We start from the raw sequence: 23789 nt of genomic DNA, 5'->3' as shown, positions 1-23789 counted from the left end.
CTAGTCTCCTTCGTCAGGATCGATCTCGCCCCGCCGCGCGCGTTCGGCGGCCAGGCGATGTTTCTTGGTATTGGTCGGAGCCGGCTTTTTCGTCGCGGCCGGCGCCGGCTTCTTGGTCGGTTTGGTGTTCTTGGTCGTTTTTTCGCTGATGCTGGCGTGCGGCGCCGCCGGCGGCTCGAGGCCGAGATTGCGGCGCATCTCGCGTGCCTGGGCCTTGCCGCGGCGCATGGATTCCGCAATCAGCTCGTCGGTCAGCACCAGCCGGGCCTCGGCGATGTCTTCCATCGTCAGGAGAACGTCGGCAGTCTCGCCCGCCTTGACGTCGTCGCGATGCAGATGCACGCGGTCGCCTTCGACGGGGCCGATCGTGCCGCGGAACCGCTTTCGGCCCTCATGGGCGACCGCCATCTCGACCTTCACCAGATGGCCGACATAACGCTCGAAATCGGAGCGGCGCACCAGCGGGCGGTCGATCCCCGGTGAGGAGATTTCCAGCCGATAGGCGCGATCGACGGGATCGGCGACGTCGAGCACGGGCGACAGCGCCCGCGAGATCGCCTCGCAATCCTCGATCTGCATGGAGCCGTCCGGCCGCTCGGCCATAACCTGCACGGTGCAGCCGGATTCCCCGGAAATGCGGATCCGCACCAAGCGGTAGCCCATGCCTTCGAGCACCGGTCCGGCGACCGCGGACACCCGTGCCGCCACGCCCGGCTCGACTACGAGCCTCGGCTCGGCCAGCAATTCGGCATCCGTGGAACCAGGGTTCGGTTCGGTCATGGCAGAGGTCAAGGCGCTCGATATGGTTAAGGCTTGGTTTAAGATCTCAAAGCTCGCTTCGGAACTCTCCCGACAGATCGCCGGGCCGCACATCTTTCACCAAGCCGCGTTCAGGTAATAAAAAAGAGCGGGTCCTTTCGGGCCCACTCTCACTACGCGGATCGTATGAGAAGATGAATTGGCGCTGATATAGCCCTTTCCGTCTTCCCGGACAAGGCCCATGCAGGGCAGGCTGGGCTTTTTGCGCCCTGCCTGCGGCCCCGCGCAACGCTTCCTTCACCTCCGAGGCCTAAATTCCCTGCTTGTGGGGCGGCTTGGACCAAGGGCGCACCCGCGGCGTGCCCCGTACGAGTTTGCGTTTTCATGACCGTTGCCACGTCGCTCATTCCCGGACTGGACGATATCGTCAAACGCGGCGACCCGCGGCGTCGCGGCGAGATCGCGCACGCCATCTCCCAATTGTTCTTTCAGGACGCCGAGAACCTCCGTCCCGATGTCATCGATCTCTTCGACAATCTGCTGATCGATCTCGTCCCGCATGCCGAGCTTGCCTCGCGCGTCGATCTCGCCGAACGCTTCTCACGCCTGAGCAACGCGCCCCGGCATCTCGTGAGTCAGCTCGCGCGCGAAAACGAAATCGCGGTGGCGGGTCCCGTGCTGCGCCATTCCCCCGTGCTCGACGACGATGCTCTCGTCGAGATCGCGCGACTGAAGGGCCAGGGCCATCTGCTGGCGATGAGCGAGCGCCCCACGCTGTCGGCTGTCATCACCGACGTGCTGGTCGAGCGCGGCGATCGCGACGTGGTGCGCCGCGCCGCCGGCAATTCCGGCGCGGAGTTCTCGCCTGGCAGCTATTCCGAGTTGATCAAGCGTGCCGCGCAGGATGGCGTGCTGACGCTCAGGATCGGCCAGCGTAGCGATCTTTCGGGCGAGAACCTGAAACAGCTTCTTGACGGTACGCTCGACGTCATCCGCCGTCGCCTCTCGAGCGTGGTCAATCCCGTGCGCCAGGTCGAGATCAAGCGCGCCATGGCGGCCATCGAGGAAGCCACGCTGCCGCCGGGCCCGCGTCGCGATTTCTCGGGAGCGCAACGTACGATTCTGGCCTTGCATCGCGGGGGCCATCTTGGCGAGAGCGCGCTGTTTGGCTTCGCGAAGGCCCACAAATACGAGGAGGCGATCGCGTCGCTCTCGGCGATGTCCGGCGTCCGCCTCTCTGTCCTCGACCGCCTGATCACGGGTGACCGCTACGATCCAATTCTGGTTCTGGCACGTGTGCTGAATGTCAGCTGGCCGACGGTGCGGGAGCTGATCCTGATGTGGTACGGCCCGAATCGCACGCCAGCCGATGCCGACCTTGAGCAGGCGCGCGCGAACTTTACTCGGCTGATGCCGACGACCGCAGAGCGCGTCGTGAATTTCTGGCGCAACCGGCAGACGATCTAGACCCGCCTGAATCGCAGATACGCCGCCTTGCGGCCTTCGCGCGTGGCCTTTCGGCCGTAGCGCGTCATCGTGTATCCGTCCCACGGCAGGCGAAAATCATCGGCGCGCTCCGCGAGCCAGACAAAGTCCTGCGAACGCGACAGATGCGACAGCGTCCAGGCGCAGTAATCGTCGATGTCGCAGACGAAACGAAATTCGCCGCCGGCTTTCAGCACGCGCGCCATCGCGGCGATGGTCCGGTCCTGCACGAAGCGCCGCTTCCAGTGCCGCCGTTTCGGCCAGGGATCGGGATGGATCAGGTCGATCCGCGACAGCGAAGCCTTCGGCAGCCAGGCCAGGAGCTCGGCGGCATCGCCTGCGAACAGGCGGATGTTGCCGATCTCGGCGGCCTCGATCTGCGCGAGGATCTTCGCCATGCCGTTGACGTAAGGCTCGCAGCCGATGAAGCCGGTTGTGGCGAAGTTTTGCGCTTCTGCCGCAAGATGCTCGCCGCCGCCGAAGCCGATCTCAAGCCGCAAATCGTCGACGGCGGGGCCGAAGAGCTCGCGGGCATCCGCCGGTGCTTCGCGGTCGATGGCGAGCGCAAGGCGCGGCAGCAGATGATCGATCAGCTCGGCTTGGTGCTGCCTGAGCTTGTGGCCCTTGCGGCGTCCGAAGAAGGCGCGCTCGCTGTCCTCGCGATCGGGATCTGATTTGCGCTCACTCATCGTAGCGTCTGGTACAGGCGATGGAGCAGCCGCGCGCGCGGTTCGAGCGACGAGACATAGAGCTGCTCGTAATGGGTGTGCGCGCCCTTGCCGTCGACGCCGAGCCCGTCGAGCGTCGCGGTGTGGGCGGCGGTGAAATTACCGTCCGAGCCGCCGCCGGTGTGAACGTCGAGCAGCTCGAAACCGATCTCCGTGGCAACGGTCTTTGCATGTTCGTACAGCGAGGCGCCTGCATTGCTCTTCTCGTAAGGCGGACGATTGAGCCCGCCCGTGACCTTGACGGTGACGCCATCCGTCTTCGATGTCAGGGCGAGGATCCTGCCGACGAATTCATCCGCGTCCTTGAAGCTCGGCACGCGCAGATCGATTTCGGCATGGGCTTCTTCCGGCGTCACGTTGGGCCGCGTGCCGCCGCGCACCACCCCGACATTGACGGTGACGCCGCGCGCCAGATCGTTCATCGCTTCCAGCGCCAGGATGACATTGGCGAGCTCGCGGATCGCGCTGCGGCCATCCTGGGGCCGCGTGCCGGCATGCGCGGGCACGCCCTTGATGAACACTTCGAATCGCCCGACGCCCTTGCGGCCGGTGACGATCTTGCCACCGTCGCGGGCCGGCTCCGTCACCAGCACGTATTTCGCCTTGCGCCCTTCGGTCTCGATGAGTGCGCGAGAGGTGGGGCTGCCGATCTCCTCGTCGGAGGTGAACAGATGGGTGATGCCGAGCGGCGGGCGATCGGCCGTGGCACAAAGCGCGCGAAAGGCGTGATGGGCGATGTAGGCGCCGCCCTTCATGTCGTAGATGCCGGGACCGAACGCGCTGTCGCCTTCGACCTTGAACGGCAGGCGCTCGATGAATCCCATGGGATGAACGGTATCGAGGTGGCTCAGCACCAGGATGCCGGGCCGGTCCTGGCCCCAGGTCGAGCGCGCCACGAGATGATCGCCGCAGCCGTCGACGCCGGCGATGCGCTCCAGCGAGACAGGGAGATCGCGGTATTGCTCCGCGACCATCGAGACCAGCTTGTTGACCTGTTCAGGTGCGTCCGTTGGCGTCTCGACCTCCACCCAGCGGCGGATGCCATCGAGAATAGTTTGGGAATCGAACCAATTGGAGCTGGCCATGAGCGCATCTGTGCCTTTGAATCGCATCATCGAGGAGGACGCGCATCAAAGCGCGGCCGCAAATGACGACATAGGCCAGATTTGACGCAGTCTCAAATCGGATTGAGAGGGCGCGTCAGCGCTTGTCGGGGCCTTCGCGGGCCGCGATCTGCTCGACGAGATCGACGATCGAGCGGCGCATCTTCGAATCCGTGATTCGGGTGAACGCTTTGGTCAAAGCGAGTCCTTCGGAAGTTGCGAGGAAATCCGAGACGTAAGACGGCGATGCGCCTTCCGCGAAGCCGTCCGGCCCCGCCACGCCGCTCGGACCGCCCTCGAACAGGAAGGACACCGGCACCTGGAGAATTTCGGCAATTTGCTGGATGCGGCTCGCGCCGACCCGGTTTGTGCCCTTCTCGTATTTCTGCACTTGTTGGAAAGTCAGGCCCAAAGCTTCACCGAGCTTTTCCTGGCTCATGCCCAACATGATGCGGCGCATCCGCACGCGACTGCCGACATATTTGTCAACAGGGTTGGGCGCTTTCGACATTTCCTCAGCCCTCCAAACATCACCTTCGGCGCAATCAGGAATGCCTCAGGTGTAAGCAACGTCAAAATCAGACCCTGTTATTGGAAAACATTGCGGAGAAATTTAGCAATGCCCACTGTCTTTTGCAGCCGGTGCAGAATGAGGAGGCCGCGTGCAGTCTGTCAACCGTGGGACTACGGTTGTCAAAAGTTATCGGCCGCGGCTGCGTGATCAGGGGCGCCGCTTGGCAACACGTCGGCGGACCGCCAGAAACACGGCGAGCGCGACGAGCATGGCCGCGGGGACATCGCCCACGCGCGCATAGATGGTCGGCGGGATCGCGGCGGGCAGATTTGCATCCAAAACGCCTTCGATCCCGAGACCGAGGCTGGCGACGATGCGTCCCACCGGATCGATCACTGCGGAAACGCCGGTATTGGCGGAGCGAACCAGCGGCAATCCGAGCTCGATCGCGCGCATCCGCGCCTGTTCGAGGTGTTGGTAGGGGCCGGTCGAGATTCCGAACCAGCCGTCATTGGTGAGGTTCACGATCCAGCCCGGACGCTCATTGCGTCCAGCCACCTCGCCGGGAAAGATTGCTTCGTAGCAGATCAGCGGCAGCGCGGAGGGCGCGCCGGGGACCGCCAGCGCATGCCGCACGGTGCCGGGAATGAAGCCGCCGCGCACACGCGTGAGTTGCTCGAAACCGAGCTTCTCCATCAGACCCTGGTAGGGAAGAAACTCGCCGAACGGCACCAAATGCAGCTTGTCGTACATAGAGAGCACGCTGCCGTCGTGATCGATCACATAGATCGAATTATAGGCGCGGGTGATCGGCGTGCCCCGCGGCAGGTCGGGCGCGCGGACCGAGCCCGTGATCAGCACCGTGCCCTTGGGCAGAAGCTCCGCGATTTGCGCCATCGCATCGGCTTCGCGAGTGAGGAAGAACGGAAAGGCGGATTCCGGCCAGATCAGGATGGTGGCATCACGCACGCCGGTCGATCGCGGTCCGGAGGCGCGGTCCGACAAGGCCAGATATTTCTTCATCACCTCCGCCTTGGCGGCGTAGTTGAATTTCGCGTCCTGCTGGAGATCCGGCTGCATCAGGCGCAACTTGGTGCCGGCGACCATCGTGGTCGGATGCAGCGACAGGCGGATCGCGCCGAAGATACCCATGACAAGCAGGAGCGCCAGGGCCGCGGCCGGTGCGCGCCACGCCAGGCGGCGATCGGGCGTGCGGTCGATCAGCGCCGCGGGGCTCGCGAAGATCGCAACCGTCAGGAACGTCATGCCCCACAGGCCGATCAGCGACGCCGTTTGTGCCAGCGGCAGCGGCTCGGACAGCGCATAGCCGAACGCGTTCCAGGGAAAGCCGGTCAGGGCATGACCGCGCAGCCATTCGGTGATGGTGAGGCTTGCCGCGAGCGCAAGCACGCGCGTCGCGTTCTTGGTCCAGAGCAGGCGGGCGAGCGCAAAGCCCATTGCCGTGAAGATGGACAGATAGGCCGGCAGGCCCAGCACGGCGAACGGCGTCAGCCAGGCGAAGACATCGGCGTCGACGAAGAAGGCATAGCCGATCCAGTAGAGGCCGGGCACGAAATAGCCGAGCCCGAACCAGTACCCGGTCAGCGCCGCGGCGGGGACGCCGCGATATCGTCCCGCGCCGGCGCCGTCGATCAGCCAGACCAGCACCGGGAAGGTGATGAACAGCACCGGGAAGGCGTTGAACGGCGCCAGCGCCAGCACCGAGAGCGCACCGGCAGCCATCGCGACGAGCGCGCGCTTCCATCCCCAGGTCAGGATGATGGCAAGCGCGATCTGGCGAAATCGCTGGAAAGGGCTCACTGCGGACCGGTCCCGTCGCTGGGCGGCGGGGTGGGGGTGTCGCTGGCCGCCGGCTGGCTGCCATCCGGCGCGGCCTCGCGGCGCCGGCTCTCGCGCTGGGTGCGCGGTGCGGGACGCTCCTTCCGCGTCGAGATCCGCAGTCGCTTGACCCGGCGCGGATCGGCATCGAGCACCTCGATCTCGTAATGGCCGGGGCCCGAGATCACCTCGCCGCGCACCGGCAGGCGCCCGACGAAACTGACGAGATAGCCGCCCAGCGTCTCCACTTCCTCGCCGGCCTCGCCGGTGACGAAATCTTCGCCGATCACGGTGCGGACGTCGTCGAGGCTGGCGCGGGCATCCGCGATGAAGGCGTTGTCGGGCAGCCGCACGATCGAGGGCGGCTCGTCGCTGTCATGCTCGTCGTCGATCTCGCCGACGATCTGCTCGACGATGTCCTCGAGTGAGACCAGCCCGTCGCTGCCGCCATATTCGTCGACCACCAGCGCCAGATGGATGCGAGTGGCCTGCATCTGCGCGAGCAGGTCGATCGCCCGCATCGACGGCGGCACGTAGAGCAGCTTGCGGATGATGCGCGCTTCCTCGAGCGGCAGCGCGAGATCGACCGTACGCAGATCGAGCCCGGCCGGCAGCGGTTTCTTGCGCTTGGTTTTCGTGACCCCCGACACGCGCGCACGCGCGGTCATGAAGGCAAGCAGATCGCGGATATGGACGATGCCGACGGGATCGTCGAGCGTCTCGTTGTAGACCACAAGGCGCGAATGGCCGGCGCTCTCGAAGCGGTCCATCAACTCGCCGAGCGGGATGTCGCGCTTCACCGCGATGATGTCGGCGCGATGCACCATGACATCGGCGATGCGACGCTCGTGCAGGCCGAGGATGTTGCGCAGCATGGTGCGCTCGACCGTCGAGAAGCCGGTGTCGTCGGGCGTCGTGGCGTCGAGCACGACCTGGAGGTCGTCGCGTACCGAACCCGCCTTCCAGCCGAACAGGCTGCGAATGGCACGCAGCAGCCAGCCTTCCGCGGTCGGGCGCATCACCTCGCCTGAGGTCACCACGACCGGTAAATTGGCCGTGTTGCGCGGATTGTCGTGAATCGGGTCCGAATCCGGCATCTCAATGCGTCCCTGGGCGGTCGGCATAGGGATCGGGAATGCCGAGATGAGCCAGGATCTCTCGTTCGAGCGCTTCCATTTCCTCGGCGTCGTCTTCGTTTTCGTGGTCGTAGCCGACCAGATGCAGGAAACCGTGCACGGCGAGATGGCTCAAATGATGATCGAACGGCTTTTGTTCCTCGTCCGCCTCACGCCGCATGGTCTCGTAGGCGATCGCGATGTCGCCGAGCATGCGCGGCGCATCGCCCGGTTTCCATTCGCCTTCCGGCTGCAGCGCGGGAAACGACAGCACGTTGGTCGGCTTGTCGATGCCGCGCCAGTTGCTGTTCAGCGTGCGGATGCCGGCATCATCGGTCAGCATCACCGCCACTTCCGCCTCCGCAACGTCTTCGTCGACATTCTCGGCGGCGGCCGCCACGGCGCGCTGGATCACGGCTTCGGATTCGGGCTCCCGCTGCCAGCAATCGGCGACGACGAGGACCTCGGTGATGGGAAGATTGGGGTGTGACATTGTCCTTGTTCCGAACGAAGGGGCGCCGTGTCCGCGCCCATATGGTCCGGTTGCTGCCTCGTCAGGATTTACCGGCGGCCGGCCGCTGCGGCGCCCCTTCGTAGGCGGAGACGATCCGCGCCACGAGCTCGTGGCGGATCACGTCTTCGGCCTTGAAATGAACTTGCGCAATGCCTTCGACGCCGCTCAGCAGGCGCGTCGCTTCGGCGAGGCCCGAGGTCTGGCCGTTCGGCAAATCGATCTGCGAGGGATCGCCTGTCACGATCATGCGGCTATTCTCGCCGAGGCGGGTCAAAAACATCTTCATCTGCATCGACGTGGTGTTCTGCGCCTCGTCCAGGATGATGGCCGCGTTGGTCAGCGTGCGGCCGCGCATGAAGGCGAGCGGCGCGATCTCGATCTCGCCGGTCTGCAGCGCGCGCTCGACGATGCGCGCGTCCATCAGGTCATAGAGCGCGTCGTAGATCGGGCGAAGATAAGGATCGACCTTCTCGCGGAGATCGCCGGGCAAAAAGCCGAGCCGCTCGCCGGCTTCCACCGCCGGGCGGGACAGGATGATCTTGTCGACTTCCTTGCGCTCGAACAGTTGCGCGGCATGCGCGACCGCGAGCCAGGTCTTGCCGGTGCCGGCGGGGCCGATGCCGAACACCAGCTCGTGGCGCTTCAGCGCGCGGATGTAGGAATCCTGCGCCGCCGTGCGCGCGCGCACCGGGCGCTTGCGCAAATTGATGCTGTCGAAGGTGGATTTGGCTGACTTGGCGTCGAACTCGAACAGCGAGCCCTGCGCGATCACGGCACGGATCGCGCCCTCGACCTCGCCCTGGTCGAGGTCCTGTCCCTTCACGGCCTGGGCGTAGAGCGTCTCCAGCACGCGGCGCGCGGCATCGCAGCCGTCACGCGAGCCGCCGATGGTGATGTGATTGCCCTTGGAATCGACGACGACACCGAGCCGCCGTTCGATCTGTGCCAGATGCTGGCCGTAAGGGCCGACCAACGCGGATGCGGCGCGGTTGTCGTCGAAGTCGATGACGACCTGGGTCTCGGGCGGAACCTGCATGTCGCGGTCAAATTTGCGGCTGGGAGCGATGGAAGAAGGCGAATCCGATGCGCTTTTGGGCAAGGGTTCAGGCTCCAGTGGCGATGGGCGATAAAGCGGGCTCGTGCGCCATGGCGAGCTCGCCGAGGAAGCTGTAGCGTTCGAGGCTGTCGATCCGGACCGGCAGGATTTGTCCGATGATGTCGGGCGAGGCCATCACATGCGCGGGCTGGAGGAAGGCGGTCCGGCCGACGATCTGGCCATCCCTGCGGGCCGGACGCTCGAACAGCACATCGACGGTTGAGCCAATCGCAGCCTTGTTGAAGGCCGATTGCTGGCTGTCGATCAGTTCCTGGAGCCGCTCCAATCGCTGGTCCATCTCGGAGGGGGACACCGTCTCCTGCATATCCGCGGCCGGCGTTCCCGGCCGGGCGGAGTATTTGAACGAATACGCAGCAGCGTAGCCGATTTGCGTGACAAGCGCGAGGGTCGCGAGAAAATCTTGCTCGCTCTCGCCCGGGAAGCCGACGATGAAATCTGATGAGAAAGCAATGTCTTGGCGTGCGGACCGGAAACGGTCGATGACATCAAGATAATCATCGGCGGTATGTTTCCGGTTCATGGCGGCCAAAATCCGGTCCGAGCCCGACTGCACCGGCAGGTGCACGAACGGCATCAAGGCATCGAGATCGCGATGGGCTGCAATCAGACTGTCATCTACATCGCGGGGATGGCTGGTTGAATAGCGTAGCCGCGCGACGCCCGGAAGCGCCGCGAGGTGCTCCAGCAGCCTGCCGAGCGGCCAGCTTTTTCCGTCCGGCCCCTCGCCATGATAGGCGTTGACGTTCTGCCCGATCAGCGTGAGCTCGCGCACGCCGTTCTCAGTGAGCCGCTTTACGTCATCGACGATCTTTGCCACCGGCCGCGAGACTTCCGAGCCACGCGTGTAAGGCACGACGCAGAAGGTGCAGAACTTGTCGCAGCCTTCCTGCACCGTGACGAAAGCGGAAATGCCGCGGGCGCGGATCGCGCCGGGCTTGGGCTGCGCGAGGAAGCCGAACTTGTCCTCCGCAGGGAATTCGGTCTCGATGGCGCGGCCTTCATTGCCGGCGCGCTTCAGCAGCTGCGGCAAATGATGATAGCTCTGCGGTCCCACCACGACGTCGACCGCGGGCGCACGGCGCACGATCTCCTCGCCTTCGGCCTGTGCCACGCAGCCCGCGACCGCTATCTGCATGGTGCGCCCATCGCGCGCGGCGGCGTCCTTGGCGACGCGCAGGCGGCCGAGCTCCGAATAGACCTTTTCCGAGGCCTTCTCGCGGATATGGCAGGTATTGAGGATGACGAGGTCGGCGTCGTCAGCGCTGGCCGTCTCCACGAATCCTTCCGGGGCCAGCGTGTCCACCATGCGCTGGGCATCGTAGACGTTCATCTGGCAGCCATATGATTTGATGTGCAGCTTGCGCGGCGGCGTCATGGAACCCGGAAATGAGGTGGGAGGACCGCCCTCAGATATAGGCTGGGGCTGCGGAAATCCAGCGATTGGGGTCTTTTTGGTCGCATTCCGGGGCGCGGCGCAGTCGCGAACCCGGAATCCAGAGGTTTTGGCACGAGATTCCGAGTTCGATGCTGGCGCATCGCCCCGGAATGACGCCGAGAGGAGGGATTCAGCTCGCCAGGGTGTCCGCCGCGACCTGCCGGACCAGCTCCGGCAATTGCCGCATATCGTCGAACGTCAATCCGGCCCCGGCGGCTCGTAGTCTTTCCGCATGGCCTGGCGGGCAATGGCTACCACCGTGAAAGCCCAGCACGGTCATCCCGGCGGCATGCGCGCCGGTCACCCCGGGGACGCTGTCCTCGATCACAAGACACCGCTCCGGCGCGACATTCATCTGCGCGGCGGCGAACAGAAAGAGATCGGGCGCGGGCTTGCCGCGTGCGACCTGGCTCGCGGAAAAGATGTTCGGAGCGAGCAGATCGTAGAGACCGGCGCAGGTCAGGCCGTGGTGGATCTTCTCCGGCGTGCCGCTCGACGCAACGCATTTGGGCAAATCGATTGCGCCAATCGCTGCGGCCACATGGGTGATCGGCTGCAAATCGCTGGCATAGAATTGCAGCGTCGCCGCATTCACTTGGCTTTCGAGATCGTCGGGAAGATTGCGGCCGATCTCCTGTTCGACCATTCGCCGTGCGTCTTTCTCGGATACGCCGAGAAAGCGGACCAGCACCTGCTCCGATGTGATCGGATAGCCGTGCCTGGACAGCACATCCGCATGCGCGCGACAGGAGATCACCTCGCTGTCCACGAGCACGCCATCGCAATCGAAGATGACGAGATCGATCGCCACTTAACTTGTGGGTTTGTCGTCGTCGAGCGGGACGCAATAGAGCTCGAGCCGATGATCGACCAACTTGTAACCGAGCTTGCGGGCGATCTCCGCCTGGAGCTTCTCGATCTCCTCGGAGGTGAACTCGATCACCTTGCCGTCGCGCAGGTTGATGAGGTGGTCGTGATGGCTGTCGCGCATCTGCTCGTAGCGCGCGCGGCCTTCGCGGAAATCATGGCGCTCGATGATGCCCGCATCCTCGAACAGTTTGACGGTACGATACACCGTCGAGATCGAGATCTTGTCGTCGACCGCGACACAGCGGCGGTACAGTTCCTCGACGTCGGGATGATCGACCGCCTCCGCGAGCACGCGGGCGATGACACGGCGCTGCTCGGTCATGCGCATGCCGGTGGCGGCACAGCGCGCCTCGATGCCGGACGCCTTGGAAGCGGGGGAAGGTTTAAGACCAGTCATGTGATGTCCGCCTGACGGGGCGCTTTCTGCCATCAATGTTACGACAAGTCACGTCGCATCAGAAGTGCGTTCAATTGTTCCCCGTTCGGCTGCTTATAGTAGCGTTCGCGGCGTCCGACCACCATGAATCCGGTTCGGTCGTAGAGCCGCCGCGCCGGCTGGTTGTTTTCTTCGACTTCGAGAAATATTGTGCGGACGCCGCGTCCTGCCAGGTGGCCGAGATGGGTCATCAGCAGTGTGCGAGAGAGGCCGCGTCCGCGATGGGCCTGGTCGACCGCGATCGAGAGGATCTCCGCTTCGTCCGCGCCGATCCGCGACACCGCGAAGCCCACGGTGTTGCGGCCGAGGCGCAACCGGTGCACCAGCGTGTTGCGCTCGCTGAGCATGCTCTCGAACTCGCCTTCGCCCCAACCGCGCGCGAAGGAGGCGCCGTGGAGCTGCGCGAGCCGTGCAACGTCGCGCGCGACAGCCGGCTCGACGACGGGCGTCCCGCCGCGCCACCATTCCGAGAACCATTTCATCATGAGCTTGCGGCTTGTGCTGCAAGCGGCAGTTGTGCGGACGGCTTCGCGTCGGGCGCCCGCAGATAGAACGGCCGCGCCGGATTTGTCGCGGGATCGGCCGCGGCGCCAAGCCATGCGACCCAGCCGATGTCGGGCGCGGGCTGCGCGCCCACCGCGACCGGCTGCGGCATATCTTTAGGCCAGCGCTCGGCGAGGATGTTTGCGGCATTGCCGACCAGATGCGGCGCGCCGAATTGCGAAGCCGCGATCGCTTCGTCGATGGGAGCGACGCCCGGCCGCACCAGCTGACTGCCGTCACCGGCCACGATCTGGAAATAGACGTGGTCGTGCCGCGCGTCGATCGCCGAGATCACCGGCGCCGCTCCGCTCTGGCCGACGACGGCGGCGGCATAGGCCGACAAGGTGGTCAGGCCGACGGCGGGCCGCTTCGCAGCGAGCGCAAGGCCGCGGGCCGCCGAAATGCCGACGCGCAGGCCGGTGAAACTTCCGGGGCCCATGGTGACCGCGATGCGGTCGAGCGCGGTGAAGGCGAGATTGGCTGACTGCATCACGCGCGCGATCATCGGCATCAGCGCTTCGGCGTGGCCGCGCTTCATCAGAAGCTGCTCCTGTGCGAGGAGCTGGCCGGAATCGGTGTCGAGAACGGCAACCGCGCACGCTTCCAGCGCGGTATCGATGGCGAGGATCAGCATGGAACGATCGTAGCACCATCTGTCATGGAATACTCGCCATCATGGCCGGGCTTGTCCCGGCCATCCACGCCTTTGCGGACCAGCCTACATCGGTCGGACTTCGACCACGTCGGGGACGAAGTGCTTGAGCAGGTTCTGGATGCCGTGCTGGAGCGTCGCGGTCGATGACGGGCAGCCGGCGCAGGAGCCCTTCATGTTGAGATAGACGATACCGTCCTTGAAGCCGCGGAAAGTGATGTCGCCGCCGTCATTGGCGACCGCGGGGCGCACGCGGGTCTCGATCAGATCCTTGATCATGTCGACCGTCTCGGCATCGGCCTCGTCGAAGAATTCGTCCTCGTCGTCGAGATCGACATCGCTCGCGGCAGCACCGTCGGCGAGCAGCGGCGCGCCGGACATATAGTGCTCCATGATGGCGCCGAGGATCGCGGGCTTGAGCTGTTGCCATTCACCGTTCGCCTTGGTCACGGTGATGAAGTCCGATCCGTAGAACACGCCGGTCACACCGGGGACCTCGAACAGCTTTTCGGCGAGCGGCGAGCGTGCGGCCGATTCGCGGTTGGCAAATTCCATCGGTCCGCCGTCGACCACGACGCGGCCGGGAATGAACTTCAGCGTGGCGGGATTGGGAGTGGCTTCGGTTTGAATGAACATGGTTTTCTCCAGACGTCGCCGGTTCAAGGCCGGCGCGTGCTCTATCCACTAGCAGATGGCGACGGCGAACGCACGGTCAAGGGGTAAGCTGGCCGTTCACCTGTTATATCAGCGGGTTAGGGTGCCCGCTTCTCCCTCCGCAGACCAACGAGGCGAGGTGAAGGGCAACAGCCTAAGACAGCGAATCCACGCTCTGGTCGCTCAGCGCGCCGGAAATGACCGTCACCGGCACCGGGAACGTGCCGAGCGCGTGCGCGAGCAGCGAGACCAATGGCCCCGGGCCCTCCGCGCCCGGGTTCGCGGCGAGCACCAGCATGGCGATGTCGGGATCCTCGTCGATCACCGCCAGCAGCTGTTCCATGGCGGCGCCTTCCCGGATCACCCGTTCCGGGGTGATCGCGGCGATGCCGTTGGCGCGGCCGGCGGCACGGTCGAGCGCGGCTTCTGCCGCCTCCTGCGCCTCGGCGCGCATGATGTCGGCGACCCCCAGCCATTCCTGGCTCTGCTGTTCGGGCTCGATGATGCGGAGCATCACCACACCGCCGCCGGCGCGGATCGCCCAGCGGCTGGCGTAATAGACCGCGCGATCCCATTCGGCGGTGTCGTCGACGATGACGAGGCATTTGGGCTTGTGACCCGGCTCGAAGCAAAGTCGCTTGCTGGTCATGCATGTCCCGGAATGTGCACGACCTGCATGCTGCCACACTCCCTCTCGCTTTGGGAGGGGGAAGCGGCCGGCGTCGTGGCGCCGGCCAAGTTTCGCGAACGCGCCTTAGCGTGGGCGAATGAAGCCGACGATGTCCTTCGAGAGCTTCATGGTTTCGTCGGCGATGGCGCGGGCCCGGTCGGCACCATCGTTCAAGGTCGCGTCGATATGGTCGGGATCGGCGACGAGGCGCTTCATCTCGCCGGCGATTGGCGCGAGTTTCGTCACGCACAGCTCCGCCAGCGCGTTCTTGAAGCTGGAGAACTGGCCGCCGCCGAACTCGCGCAGCACGTCGGCCTTGGCGCGGCCCGAGAGCGCGGCAAAGATGCCGACGAGATTATCGGCCTCGGGGCGACCTTTCAGGCCCTTTTCCTCAGACGGCAGCGGTTCCGGATCGGTCTTCGCCTTGCGGATCTTCTGCGCGATGGTGTCAGCATCGTCGGTCAGGTTGATGCGCGAATTGTCGGAAGCATCCGACTTCGACATCTTCTTGGTGCCGTCGCGCAAGCTCATCACGCGCGTCGCCGGGCCCGTGATCAAGGGTTCCGGCAGCGGGAAGAACAGACCGTCATTGGCCCCCTGCGCGCGGATGGAATCGCCGAAATCATTGTTGAACTTCTGCGCGATGTCGCGCGAGAGCTCGAGATGCTGCTTCTGGTCCTCGCCGACCGGAACGTGGGTGGCGCGGTAAAGCAGGATGTCGGCGGCCATCAACACCGGATAGTCGAACAGCCCGACGGACGCGTTCTCGCGGTCCTTGCCGGCCTTCTCCTTGAACTGGGTCATGCGGCCCAGCCAGCCCATGCGCGCGACGCAGTTGAAGATCCAGGCGAGCTCGGCGTGGCCCGAGACCTGGCTCTGGTTGAACACGATGTGCTTCTTCGGATCGATGCCGCTGGCGATGAACGCCGCGGTCACCTCGCGGGTGTTGCGCGCGAGCTCGACCGGTCCACCCCAGACATCCACGCCCTGCGTGATCGCGTGCATGTCGACGACGCAATAGATGCAGTTGTGGGTTTCCTGCATCTTCACGAAGTTGACGATCGCGCCGAGGTAATTGCCGAGGTGCAGATTGCCCGTCGGCTGGACGCCCGAAAAAACCCGTTCAACGAATGGCATGGTTAGCTGTCCTGGCAAGCTTTCCTGGAGATAATCGGGCGTCGTTTCCAACAGCGGCGCTGCCCCGTCAAGGGGATTTCGCTGACCTCAGGCGCCGGGATCGGGCTGGGCGGGGCGCTTCAAGGCAGCGGCCGCCTCGCGCCAGGACGCGACGCCGAGGATTTGCAGGAGCAAGCCATAGACGAGAATTCCGGCGGCGATCTGTGATCCCAGCGCAATGAAGCGGATGAGCCCATGGGCCTCCGAAGGCAAGAGGCCCGCCGTCAGCCACAGCAGGCCGGCCATGACGAGCGCGGCGAGCACGATCCGCGGCAGCCGGTTGCGGGCGGCGGCATCGACCGAGAAGCCGAATTCACTGTTGCCTTTCCGGAGCAGCGAGATCGCACTGCTCCAGGCGCCGGCGGCAATGCTGGCAGCGATCCCGCTCGCGCCGAAGAAATGACCGAGCAGGACCGCGAGCGCGACCGCGACCACGAACCCTTTGGCAGTCGCAAGCAGCGGCGTCATCGTGTCGCCGCGGGCAAAATAGGCTGGCGAGAGCGCCTTGATCAGCACATGCGCCGGCAGTCCCAGCGCCAGCCACATCAGGGCGCACGCCGTGGCCGCACTGTCCTCCGCGCCAAAGGCGCCATGCTCGAACAGCAGCCGCACGATCGGCTCCGCCAGCACGATCAGGCCGAGCGTCGCCGGTAATGCCAGCCCGGTCGCGAGTTCCAGCGCGCGCGATTCGGCATGCGCAACCGCGTCACGGTCACCGCTCCTCACCGCGTGCGTCAGCTCCGGCACCAGCACCGTACCCATGGCGACGCCGACAATACCAAGCGGCAGCTCGATCAGGCGGTTGGCGAAATAGAGCCAGGAGACCGCGGCGGGCGTGGCGGAGGCGATGATCGCACCGGCCACCATCAGCCATTGCGGGCCGGAGCTCGCGATCATGCCCGGGATCGCCTTGGCGAAGAAGCCGCGCATGTCCTTGTCGAAGCTCACGCGCAGCGGGTTCGCCAGACGCGCACTTCGCTGCGACAGCAGCATCAGGAGCTGCAGCAGGCCGGCGATGCCGACGGTGGCCGCCAGCATCCACGCGGCGAAGGTTGCATCGGCGTGCCCCAGCAGGAGTGCTGCGATCGCGGCGATCAGCGCGATGTTGAACAGCAGCGGTGAGAACGCGGTGAGTGCGAAGCGCCCCTGCGCGTTGAGCAGGCCCATCAGTACCGTGACGGGTCCCGCGAAGGCGAGATAGGGCAGCATCAGCCGCGCATTCTGGACGGCGAGATCGAGCGATGCGCTGCCGACGAAGCCCGGCGCGATGATCATGATGATCAGCGGCATCAGAAGTGCAATCACGACCGAGATTGCGATCAGGCCCGCGCTCACGGTGCCGAGCACGCGTCCCGCGAACGCCGCCGCAGCCGCCTCGCCTTCGCGGTCACGAACGCGCAGCCAGGCCGGGATCAGTGCCGCATTCAAGGCGCCCTCGCTGAGCAGGCGCCGCACCACATTGACGAGCTGAAATGCCGCCAGAAACGCGTCCGCCACGGCACCGGTGCCGAGCAGCGCCGCGATCAGGGAATCGCGTGCAAAGCCCAGCAGCCGTGAAGCCAGTGTCCCCGTCGAGACGGTCAGGAAGGAGCGGATCATCGGAACTGCATAATACCGTTGCTTGCCCGCGGAGGGCCGGCCGTGATAGGCCGCGAGCCAGATTTCAGACCGACAGGAAGCGGATTTCCGCGGGTATCGCAATCCGCCAAACAGGATCAAGGTGAATGGCTGACGTGAAATATGACGTTCTCGGCATCGGCAACGCGCTGTTCGACGTGCTGGTCAAGACCGACGAAGCCTTTCTGGGCAAGCACGGCATGACCAAGGGCAGCATGTCCCTGATCGACGAGGCGCGGGCCGCCGCCATCTACAAGGACATGGGCCCGGCGACGGAAGTTTCCGGCGGTTCGGCTGCCAACACCATCGTCGGCATCGGCAGCCTTGGCGCGCGTGCCGCCTATGTCGGCAAGGTCAAGGACGACCAGATCGGCAAGCTCTACGTCCACGACATCCGCGCGGCCGGCGTCGCCTTCAACACGCCCGCGGCGAAGGACGGCCCTGCGACCGGCTGCTCCTACATCCTGGTGACCGATGACGGCGAGCGCACCATGAACACCTATCTCGGCGCCGCGCAGGATTTGTCGCCCGCCGACATCGACCCGGCCGAGATCGCCGCGGCCGGCATCGTCTACCTCGAGGGCTATCTCTGGGACCCCAAGAACGCCAAGGACGCCTTCGTCAAGGCGGCCAAGATCGCCCATGATGCCAGGCGCAAGGTGGCGCTGACATTATCGGATTCCTTCTGCGTCGATCGTTATCGCGACGAATTCCTGGGGCTGATGCGCAACGGCACCGTCGATATCGTGTTCGCCAACGAGTCCGAGCTGCATTCGCTCTACCAGACCTCGGACTTCGACACGGCGCTCAAGCAATTGCGCAACGACGTCAATCTCGGCGTGGTCACCCGCAGCGAAAAGGGCTGCATGGTGGTTTCGGCTGAAGACGCCGTCGCAGCGCCGGCGTCTCCGATCGCGAAACTCGTGGACACCACCGGCGCCGGCGACCTCTTCGCTGCCGGCTTCCTGTTCGGTCTGGCGCGCAACCTGCCCTACAAGCAGTGCGGCGAGCTCGGCGCGCTCGCGGCCGCCGAAGTGATTCAGCACATCGGCGCGCGTCCGCAGGTGTCGCTGAAGGAACTGGCTGAGCAGCGCGGGTTGACTGTTTAAGGTGGACTCTCTCTCTCACCCGTCATTGCGAGGAGCGCAGCGACGAAGCAATCCAGACTGCCTCTGCGGAAAGATTCTGGATTGCTTCGCTGCGCTCGCAATGACGATTGAGTTGGCAACCTACGCAGTCTTCGCGGCCTTCAGTCCAAGCCGTTGCTCCACCTCGTCGCGCATCAGGAATTTCTGGATCTTTCCGGTCACGGTCATCGGAAACTCGTCGACGAATTCCACGTATCGCGGAATCTTGTTGTGGGCGATCTGGCCGTCGCAGAAGGCGCGCACCTCTTCCATCGTCAGCGTCTCGCCGGACCTGACCCGGATCCAGGCGCAGAGCTCCTCGCCATAGCGGGTATCCGCAACGCCGAAGATCTGCACGTCCTGAATCTTGGGGTGCCGATAGAGAAATTCCTCGATCTCGCGTGGATAGAGGTTCTCGCCGCCGCGGATCACCATGTCCTTGATGCGGCCGACGATGTTGCAATAACCCTCGTCGTCGATGATGGCGATGTCGCCGGTATGCATCCAGCCATTGGCGTCGAGCACATCCGCGGTCTTCTCCGGCTCCTCCCAATAGCCCAGCATCACGCTGTAGCCACGGGTGCAGAGCTCGCCCCGTTCGCCGCGCTTGACGATCTTGCCGTCGAGATCGACGACCTTGACCTCGACATGCGGATGGATTCGCCCGACCGTCGAGACGCGGCGATCGAGCGGATCGTCGACGGCGCTCTGGAAGCTGACCGGGCTCGTCTCGGTCATGCCATAGGCGATCGTGACCTCGCCCATGTTCATCTCGCTATTGACGCGCTTCATCACCTCGATCGGGCAGGGTGCACCGGCCATGATGCCGGTGCGCAACGATGTCAGATTGAAGTTCGAGAATTCGCTGTGGTCGAGTTCGGCGATGAACATCGTCGGCACACCGTACAGCGCGGTGCATTTTTCCTGCTCGATCGTCCGCAGCGTCGCGAGCGGATCAAACCCCTCGCCGGGATAGACCATGGTCGCGCCGAGCGTGACGGAGGCGAGATTGCCCATCACCATGCCGAAGCAATGATAGAGCGGCACCGGAATGCAGATGCGGTCCGCTTCGGTCAGGCGCATGGCGCGCCCGACGAAATAGCCGTTGTTGAGAATGTTGTGATGGGTCAGCGTCACGCCCTTGGGCGATCCCGTCGTTCCACTGGTGAACTGGATGTTGACGGCATCGTCGAATTGCAGGGAGGCCCCGAGCGCGGCGAGTTGCTCGCGGTGCAGCGTTCCGCCCATGCCGGCGACCTCGTCGAACGGGATCGTGCCCGGGCAGGCGGGGCCGCCGATCTGGATCACGATGCGCAAGGCCGGCAGCCGCGCGGCGCGCAATTGCCCGGGCTTGGCGCTCGCAAGCTCCGGCAACAGCGTGTTGAGCATGTCCATGTAGTTGCTGGTCTTGAACGCCGTCGCGGTGACGATGGCGCTGCATCCGACCTTGTGAAGCGCGAATTCCAGCTCGCTCAGCCGGTAGGCCGGATTGATCGTCACCAGGATGAGGCCCGCCTTGGCGGCGGCGAATTGGGTCAGCGTCCATTCCGGCCGGTTCAGCGACCAGATGCCGATCCGTGCGCCGCGTTCGAGGCCGAGCGCGACAAAGCCGGCGGCGAGCGCGTCGACCCGCGCGGCAAGTTCCTTCCATGTCCACCTCACGCCGTGGCTGGGCGAGACCAGCGCCTCGCGATCGCCCCAGCGCCGCGCGGCCTGGTCGAGGCTGCGGCCGATCGTGTCGCCGAGCAGCGGCGTGTCGGAGATGCCGCAAACGTAACTGTCGGCTTTGTCTGCCAAGATCATGTCCTCCAGTCAGGTGCGCGGACGGCCGGGACAACAAGCCCGGCCGTGACGCGTCGTGAGAATAAGGCGCGCCTCAGGCCGCCTTCTGCCCGCTGCCGGCATCGAGCCCGGCATAGACGCCGCGCTCGAAGCCGGCAAAAGCCTCGAGACACTTTGCGTCGGCGAATGGCAGCAGCTGCATCAGGATCACGCCGGTGACGTCGCGCGCCGGGTCGATCCAGTAATAGGTGTTGGCGAGGCCCGCCCAGGCGAGGCTGCCCGCGCTGCGGCCCTCGGCGGTCTTGGCGGTGTTGATCATGAAGCTGAGGCCCCACTTCTTCACCTGCTCCGGATAGAGATCGACGTCATTGGTGTACATCGGCGCCGCCGTGGTCATCTTGCCCATGGCGAGATCGCCGATGTGGTTCTGCCCCATCGTCGCGATGGTCTCGGCCTTCAGCACCTGATTGCCGTTGCCGCGGCCCTTGTTGAGGATCATCTGGGTAAACCTGATATAATCGGCCGCGGTCGAATAAAGGCCGCCGCCACCCATATGGAATTCCGGCTCCTGTTCGAGCTCGAACGGGATCGCGGCGAGCTGGCCATCCTCGCCACGCGCATGCATGCCGACCAGGCGCTTGCGCATGTCGGCGGTGATCTTGAAAGCGGTATCGCTCATGCCGAGCGGTGCGAACAGATTGTCGCGCAGATAGGCATCGAGGCGCTTGCCGCTGACGGCTTCCACCGCCTTGCCGACGAAATCGATATTGGTGCCGTATTCCCAGCGCGTGCCGGGGTCGGTCGTAATAGGCGTCTTCAATGCCGCGTTCTGGCAGGTGGTGATGGCGGGGATGCCGTTCTTGTCCAGATAGACCGCGAGATCGCCGTTCCACATGTTGTAGCAGAAGCCTGCCGTGTGGGTCATGAGCTGGCGCAGCGTGATCGGCCCCTTGGCCGGCCGCAGCTTGGCCTCGCCCCTGGCGTCAAAGCCTTCGAGCACCTGCGGCTTGGCGAGATCAGGCAACACCTCGCCGATCGGCGCATCCAGCGACAGCTTGCCCTGTTCGACGAGCTGCATCGCGCCCGCTGATGTCACCGCCTTCGTCATCGATGCGATCCAGAACACGCTGTCGGCGGTCATCGCATCCGGCTTGGACAGGTCGCGTTTGCCGAACGCGCCCTGATACAGCACGTCGGTACCGCTGGCAGCAATGGCGACGACGCCGGGAATCTCTCCGGCTTCGCTCTTCTGGCGCAGAATCTGATCGATCTCAGCTTTGCCTTGCATACGCGTTTCCTCCGGTTTGATTATTGTTGGAAGCGATCGATTGTCCTCCCGCGTCCGCCGCCCGGCAAGCACATCCGCGTACCTGCCGCGGTCGCGATGTCGTGACTTGACGGTCCGTCACCCACGCAGGACGACAATAGGCCGAACCGCAACACGCAGTCACAATCTTCGGTGGATGTCCGCAACCAGCCGTGCCCTTGGATGGGCCTGGGCGAAATGTTTCGAAAGTTTTCGAGCACTTGAAACATTTTGTGAGTTGTGGCGTTCAGCACCGGGCCCAATCGCGGGCAAACGTTAAGACTTGATGCAAATTTGGCGGCCGCCCACCGGCCGCCAGGGGGACCTCAGATGATTTCGACCTGGAGCGAATGGAAGCGCTATCCCCGTGCCGGACGGGGCGAAAACCTGGAAGCGCCGATCGCGCCTGGGATCTATGAGGTCCGCATCGCCGGCACCGGTGCGCTCTATTCGTTCGGCGCGGTCGACAATCTGGCGCAGGCGCTTGCGCTGCTGCCGGTCGGCTCGAAGTCCTGGTTCGGCCGCCGCAACGCGTCCGACGTCCCCGATCTCGAATACCGGACCTGCGCGACCTCCTCCAAGGCCGACGCCAAGGCGGCCGCCGAGCGCATGATCGGGCGGCGCGAGACCTATCTGAGCGGCGCGGCGTAAGGACGCGCCGCTCCTAGCCTGGCTCCCAGCAGATGTGCGTTGCGGGACGGTGCATTGCGCGCCGCTTCTCCCTATATTCCGGCCGAACCGGAACAGCCCGCAAAAGCCCCGCAGGAGCAACGCCATGACCCCGTCCGCCGCCGCACGTGCCCAGCACGCCACGTCCAATTTGCGCGACCGGTTGAAGGACCCGTCGCTTCTGAAGGAGGCCTGCTACATCGACGGCGCCTGGGTCGGCTCGCCGGTCTTCGCGGTCAACAATCCCGCCACCGGCGTCGAGCTTGCAAAGGTTCCGCAGCTCTCCGCGGATGATGCCACCAGGGCCGTCGAAGCAGCCGAACGCGCCTTCCCGGGCTGGGCCAAGCACACCGCCAAGCAGCGCTCCAATATCTTGCGCAAATGGTTCGAGCTGATCATCGCCAATCGCGAGGACCTCGCGCTGATCCTCACCTCTGAGCAGGGCAAGCCGCTCAGTGAAGCGCTCGGCGAGGTCGACATCGGCGGCGCCTATGTCGAATTTTTCGCCGAGGAAGCCCGCCGCGTCTATGGCGAGACCATTCCGACGCAGCGGCCGGATGCGCGCTTGCTCGCGATCAAGCAGCCGATCGGCGTCTGCGGCGCGATCACGCCGTGGAATTTCCCGAACTCGATGATCACACGAAAGGTTTCGCCGGCGCTTGCGGCCGGCTGCACCGTGGTGCTCAAGCCCGCCAATGAAACGCCGCTGTCGGCGCTGGCGCTTGCCGCGCTCGCGGAGAAAGCCGGCGTGCCCAAGGGGGTGTTCAACATCATCACCGGCGATGCCGCGCCGATCGGCAAGGTGCTGTGCGAGCATCCGGCCGTGCGTTTCGTCGGCTTCACCGGCTCGACTGCGGTCGGCAAGATTCTCTACCGGCAGGCCTCCGTCGGCGTGAAGCGGCTCGGCCTCGAGCTCGGCGGCAACGCGCCGTTCATCGTGTTCGACGACGCCGATATCGATGCGGCGGTCGAAGGCGCCATCGTCTCGAAATACCGTAACATGGGCCAGACCTGCGTCTGCGCCAACCGCATCTACGCCCAGGACAAGATCTACGACGAGTTCGTGCAGAAGCTGTCGAAGAAGGTCGCGGCGATGAAGATCGGCGACGGTACGGAAACCGGCGTCACGCAAGGCCCGCTGATCAATTTGAAAGCGGTCGACAAGGTCGAGCGCCACATTGCGGACGCCGTGAAGCGCGGCGCCAAGGTCGTCACCGGCGGCAAGCGCAGCGAGCTCGGACGCTCGTTCTTCGAGCCGACGGTGCTCTCCGACGTCAAGCCGGACTCGCTGGTGGCGCAAGAGGAAACCTTCGGCCCGCTCGCGCCGGTGATCCGCTTCAAGGACGAGGCCGACGTGATCGCGATGTGCAACGCCTCGCCGTTCGGGCTCGCCTCCTACTTCTACTCCCGCGATCTCGGCCGCGTCTGGCGCGTCGCCGAAGCGCTGGAGTCGGGCATGGTCGGCGTCAACACCGGCCTGATCACGACCGAAGTCGCGCCCTTCGGCGGCGTCAAGGAAAGCGGCCTCGGCCGCGAAGGCTCGCATCACGGCATGGAAGAATATGTCGAGATCAAATACGTGATGATGGCGGGGGTGTAAGGGCTCGCCATCATTCCTCCACGTCATTGCGAGCGAAGCGAAGCAATCCAGAATCTTTCCACCGAGACAGTCTGGATT

At 64.8% G+C, this 23789-nt stretch carries 23 protein-coding genes; 4 read left to right on the top strand and 19 right to left on the bottom strand.

Annotation, left to right across the window (positions count from 1 at the left end; genetic code table 11):
• On the bottom strand, positions 1-780 hold the full coding sequence (gene rimP / locus ABIB90_RS04140; protein WP_035993842.1) for a ribosome maturation factor RimP: 780 nt from the start codon (positions 778-780) through the stop codon (positions 1-3).
• A 363-nt stretch (positions 781-1143) separates the two neighbouring features.
• Between rimP and ABIB90_RS04135 the strand changes: the two genes are divergently transcribed.
• On the top strand, positions 1144-2226 hold the full coding sequence (locus tag ABIB90_RS04135) for a DUF2336 domain-containing protein (RefSeq protein ID WP_007598332.1): 1083 nt from the start codon (positions 1144-1146) through the stop codon (positions 2224-2226).
• Here ABIB90_RS04135 and trmB read toward each other — a convergent pair.
• From trmB to murJ, 16 genes are all read right to left on the bottom strand, one after another.
• Positions 2223-2933 (bottom strand): tRNA (guanosine(46)-N7)-methyltransferase TrmB, encoded by a 711-nt coding sequence (trmB, locus tag ABIB90_RS04130; RefSeq protein ID WP_219678871.1) that lies wholly within the window; start codon positions 2931-2933, stop codon positions 2223-2225. The two genes, ABIB90_RS04135 and trmB, sit on opposite strands and share 4 nt — an antisense overlap.
• Positions 2930-4087, bottom strand: a complete 1158-nt coding sequence (locus ABIB90_RS04125) for a M20 family metallopeptidase (RefSeq protein ID WP_354200272.1) — start codon at positions 4085-4087, stop codon at positions 2930-2932. The genes trmB and ABIB90_RS04125 overlap by 4 nt, the downstream gene beginning before the upstream one ends.
• Positions 4088-4172: 85 nt before the next feature.
• On the bottom strand, positions 4173-4586 hold the full coding sequence (locus ABIB90_RS04120) for a helix-turn-helix domain-containing protein (protein ID WP_007598327.1): 414 nt from the start codon (positions 4584-4586) through the stop codon (positions 4173-4175).
• A gap of 210 nt (positions 4587-4796) precedes the next feature.
• The gene (gene lnt, locus ABIB90_RS04115) at positions 4797-6410 is read right to left on the bottom strand and encodes an apolipoprotein N-acyltransferase (protein ID WP_007598326.1); all 1614 of its coding nucleotides are present in this window, start codon (positions 6408-6410) and stop codon (positions 4797-4799) included.
• Positions 6407-7525 carry a hemolysin family protein gene (locus ABIB90_RS04110; protein WP_007598324.1) on the bottom strand — a complete coding sequence of 373 codons (1119 nt, stop codon included), beginning with the start codon at positions 7523-7525 and terminating at the stop codon, positions 6407-6409. The genes lnt and ABIB90_RS04110 overlap by 4 nt, the downstream gene beginning before the upstream one ends.
• Before the next feature lies 1 nt (position 7526).
• Positions 7527-8036, bottom strand: a complete 510-nt coding sequence (gene ybeY / locus ABIB90_RS04105; protein ID WP_007598322.1) for an rRNA maturation RNase YbeY — start codon at positions 8034-8036, stop codon at positions 7527-7529.
• A 61-nt stretch (positions 8037-8097) separates the two neighbouring features.
• Positions 8098-9156, bottom strand: coding sequence for a PhoH family protein (locus tag ABIB90_RS04100; protein ID WP_354200271.1), 1059 nt, complete (start codon positions 9154-9156; stop codon positions 8098-8100).
• A 4-nt stretch (positions 9157-9160) separates the two neighbouring features.
• Positions 9161-10549, bottom strand: coding sequence for a tRNA (N6-isopentenyl adenosine(37)-C2)-methylthiotransferase MiaB (miaB, locus tag ABIB90_RS04095; RefSeq protein WP_354200270.1), 1389 nt, complete (start codon positions 10547-10549; stop codon positions 9161-9163).
• A 190-nt stretch (positions 10550-10739) separates the two neighbouring features.
• Positions 10740-11420 carry an HAD family hydrolase gene (locus ABIB90_RS04090; protein WP_354200269.1) on the bottom strand — a complete coding sequence of 227 codons (681 nt, stop codon included), beginning with the start codon at positions 11418-11420 and terminating at the stop codon, positions 10740-10742.
• A complete protein-coding gene (locus tag ABIB90_RS04085) occupies positions 11421-11876 on the bottom strand; it encodes a Fur family transcriptional regulator (RefSeq protein ID WP_007598312.1) in 456 nt (151 codons plus the stop codon).
• 38 nt (positions 11877-11914) lie between these two features.
• The gene (gene rimI, locus ABIB90_RS04080; protein WP_007598311.1) at positions 11915-12400 is read right to left on the bottom strand and encodes a ribosomal protein S18-alanine N-acetyltransferase; all 486 of its coding nucleotides are present in this window, start codon (positions 12398-12400) and stop codon (positions 11915-11917) included.
• A complete protein-coding gene (tsaB, locus tag ABIB90_RS04075) occupies positions 12397-13092 on the bottom strand; it encodes a tRNA (adenosine(37)-N6)-threonylcarbamoyltransferase complex dimerization subunit type 1 TsaB (protein WP_354200268.1) in 696 nt (231 codons plus the stop codon). Before tsaB ends, rimI begins: the two co-directional genes overlap by 4 nt.
• A gap of 84 nt (positions 13093-13176) precedes the next feature.
• Positions 13177-13746 (bottom strand): NifU family protein, encoded by a 570-nt coding sequence (locus ABIB90_RS04070; protein ID WP_354170455.1) that lies wholly within the window; start codon positions 13744-13746, stop codon positions 13177-13179.
• Positions 13747-13918: 172 nt separating this feature from the next.
• A complete protein-coding gene (locus ABIB90_RS04065) occupies positions 13919-14413 on the bottom strand; it encodes a universal stress protein (RefSeq protein WP_007598307.1) in 495 nt (164 codons plus the stop codon).
• Between the two features lie 105 nt (positions 14414-14518).
• Positions 14519-15571 carry a tryptophan--tRNA ligase gene (gene trpS, locus ABIB90_RS04060; RefSeq protein WP_354200267.1) on the bottom strand — a complete coding sequence of 351 codons (1053 nt, stop codon included), beginning with the start codon at positions 15569-15571 and terminating at the stop codon, positions 14519-14521.
• An 87-nt stretch (positions 15572-15658) separates the two neighbouring features.
• On the bottom strand, positions 15659-17209 hold the full coding sequence (gene murJ / locus ABIB90_RS04055) for a murein biosynthesis integral membrane protein MurJ (protein ID WP_354200266.1): 1551 nt from the start codon (positions 17207-17209) through the stop codon (positions 15659-15661).
• Between the two features lie 125 nt (positions 17210-17334).
• Here murJ and ABIB90_RS04050 point away from each other — a divergent pair, with 125 nt between their 5' ends.
• Positions 17335-18336 (top strand): adenosine kinase, encoded by a 1002-nt coding sequence (locus tag ABIB90_RS04050; RefSeq protein WP_007598303.1) that lies wholly within the window; start codon positions 17335-17337, stop codon positions 18334-18336.
• Positions 18337-18456: 120 nt separating this feature from the next.
• On the opposite strand, the gene ABIB90_RS04045 is transcribed toward ABIB90_RS04050, so the two are convergent.
• Complete coding sequence (locus tag ABIB90_RS04045; protein WP_354200265.1) at positions 18457-20151, bottom strand: AMP-binding protein; 1695 nt, start codon at positions 20149-20151, stop codon at positions 18457-18459.
• 79 nt (positions 20152-20230) lie between these two features.
• Entirely contained in the window at positions 20231-21424 is a 1194-nt protein-coding gene (locus tag ABIB90_RS04040; RefSeq protein ID WP_354200264.1) for a serine hydrolase domain-containing protein, read from the bottom strand.
• 348 nt (positions 21425-21772) lie between these two features.
• On the opposite strand from ABIB90_RS04040, the gene ABIB90_RS04035 reads away from it, so the two are divergent.
• A complete protein-coding gene (locus ABIB90_RS04035) occupies positions 21773-22093 on the top strand; it encodes a hypothetical protein (RefSeq protein ID WP_007598300.1) in 321 nt (106 codons plus the stop codon).
• A 124-nt stretch (positions 22094-22217) separates the two neighbouring features.
• Positions 22218-23711, top strand: coding sequence for an NAD-dependent succinate-semialdehyde dehydrogenase (locus ABIB90_RS04030; protein WP_007598299.1), 1494 nt, complete (start codon positions 22218-22220; stop codon positions 23709-23711).
• Positions 23712-23789 lie beyond the last annotated feature (78 nt).

The sequence above is a fragment of the Bradyrhizobium sp. JR4.1 genome, from assembly GCF_040548605.1.
GTDB lineage: Bacteria > Pseudomonadota > Alphaproteobacteria > Rhizobiales > Xanthobacteraceae > Bradyrhizobium > Bradyrhizobium canariense.
The sequence above is the reverse complement of the archived record's forward strand: the minus strand, read 5'-3'. Positions and strand labels throughout refer to the sequence as shown.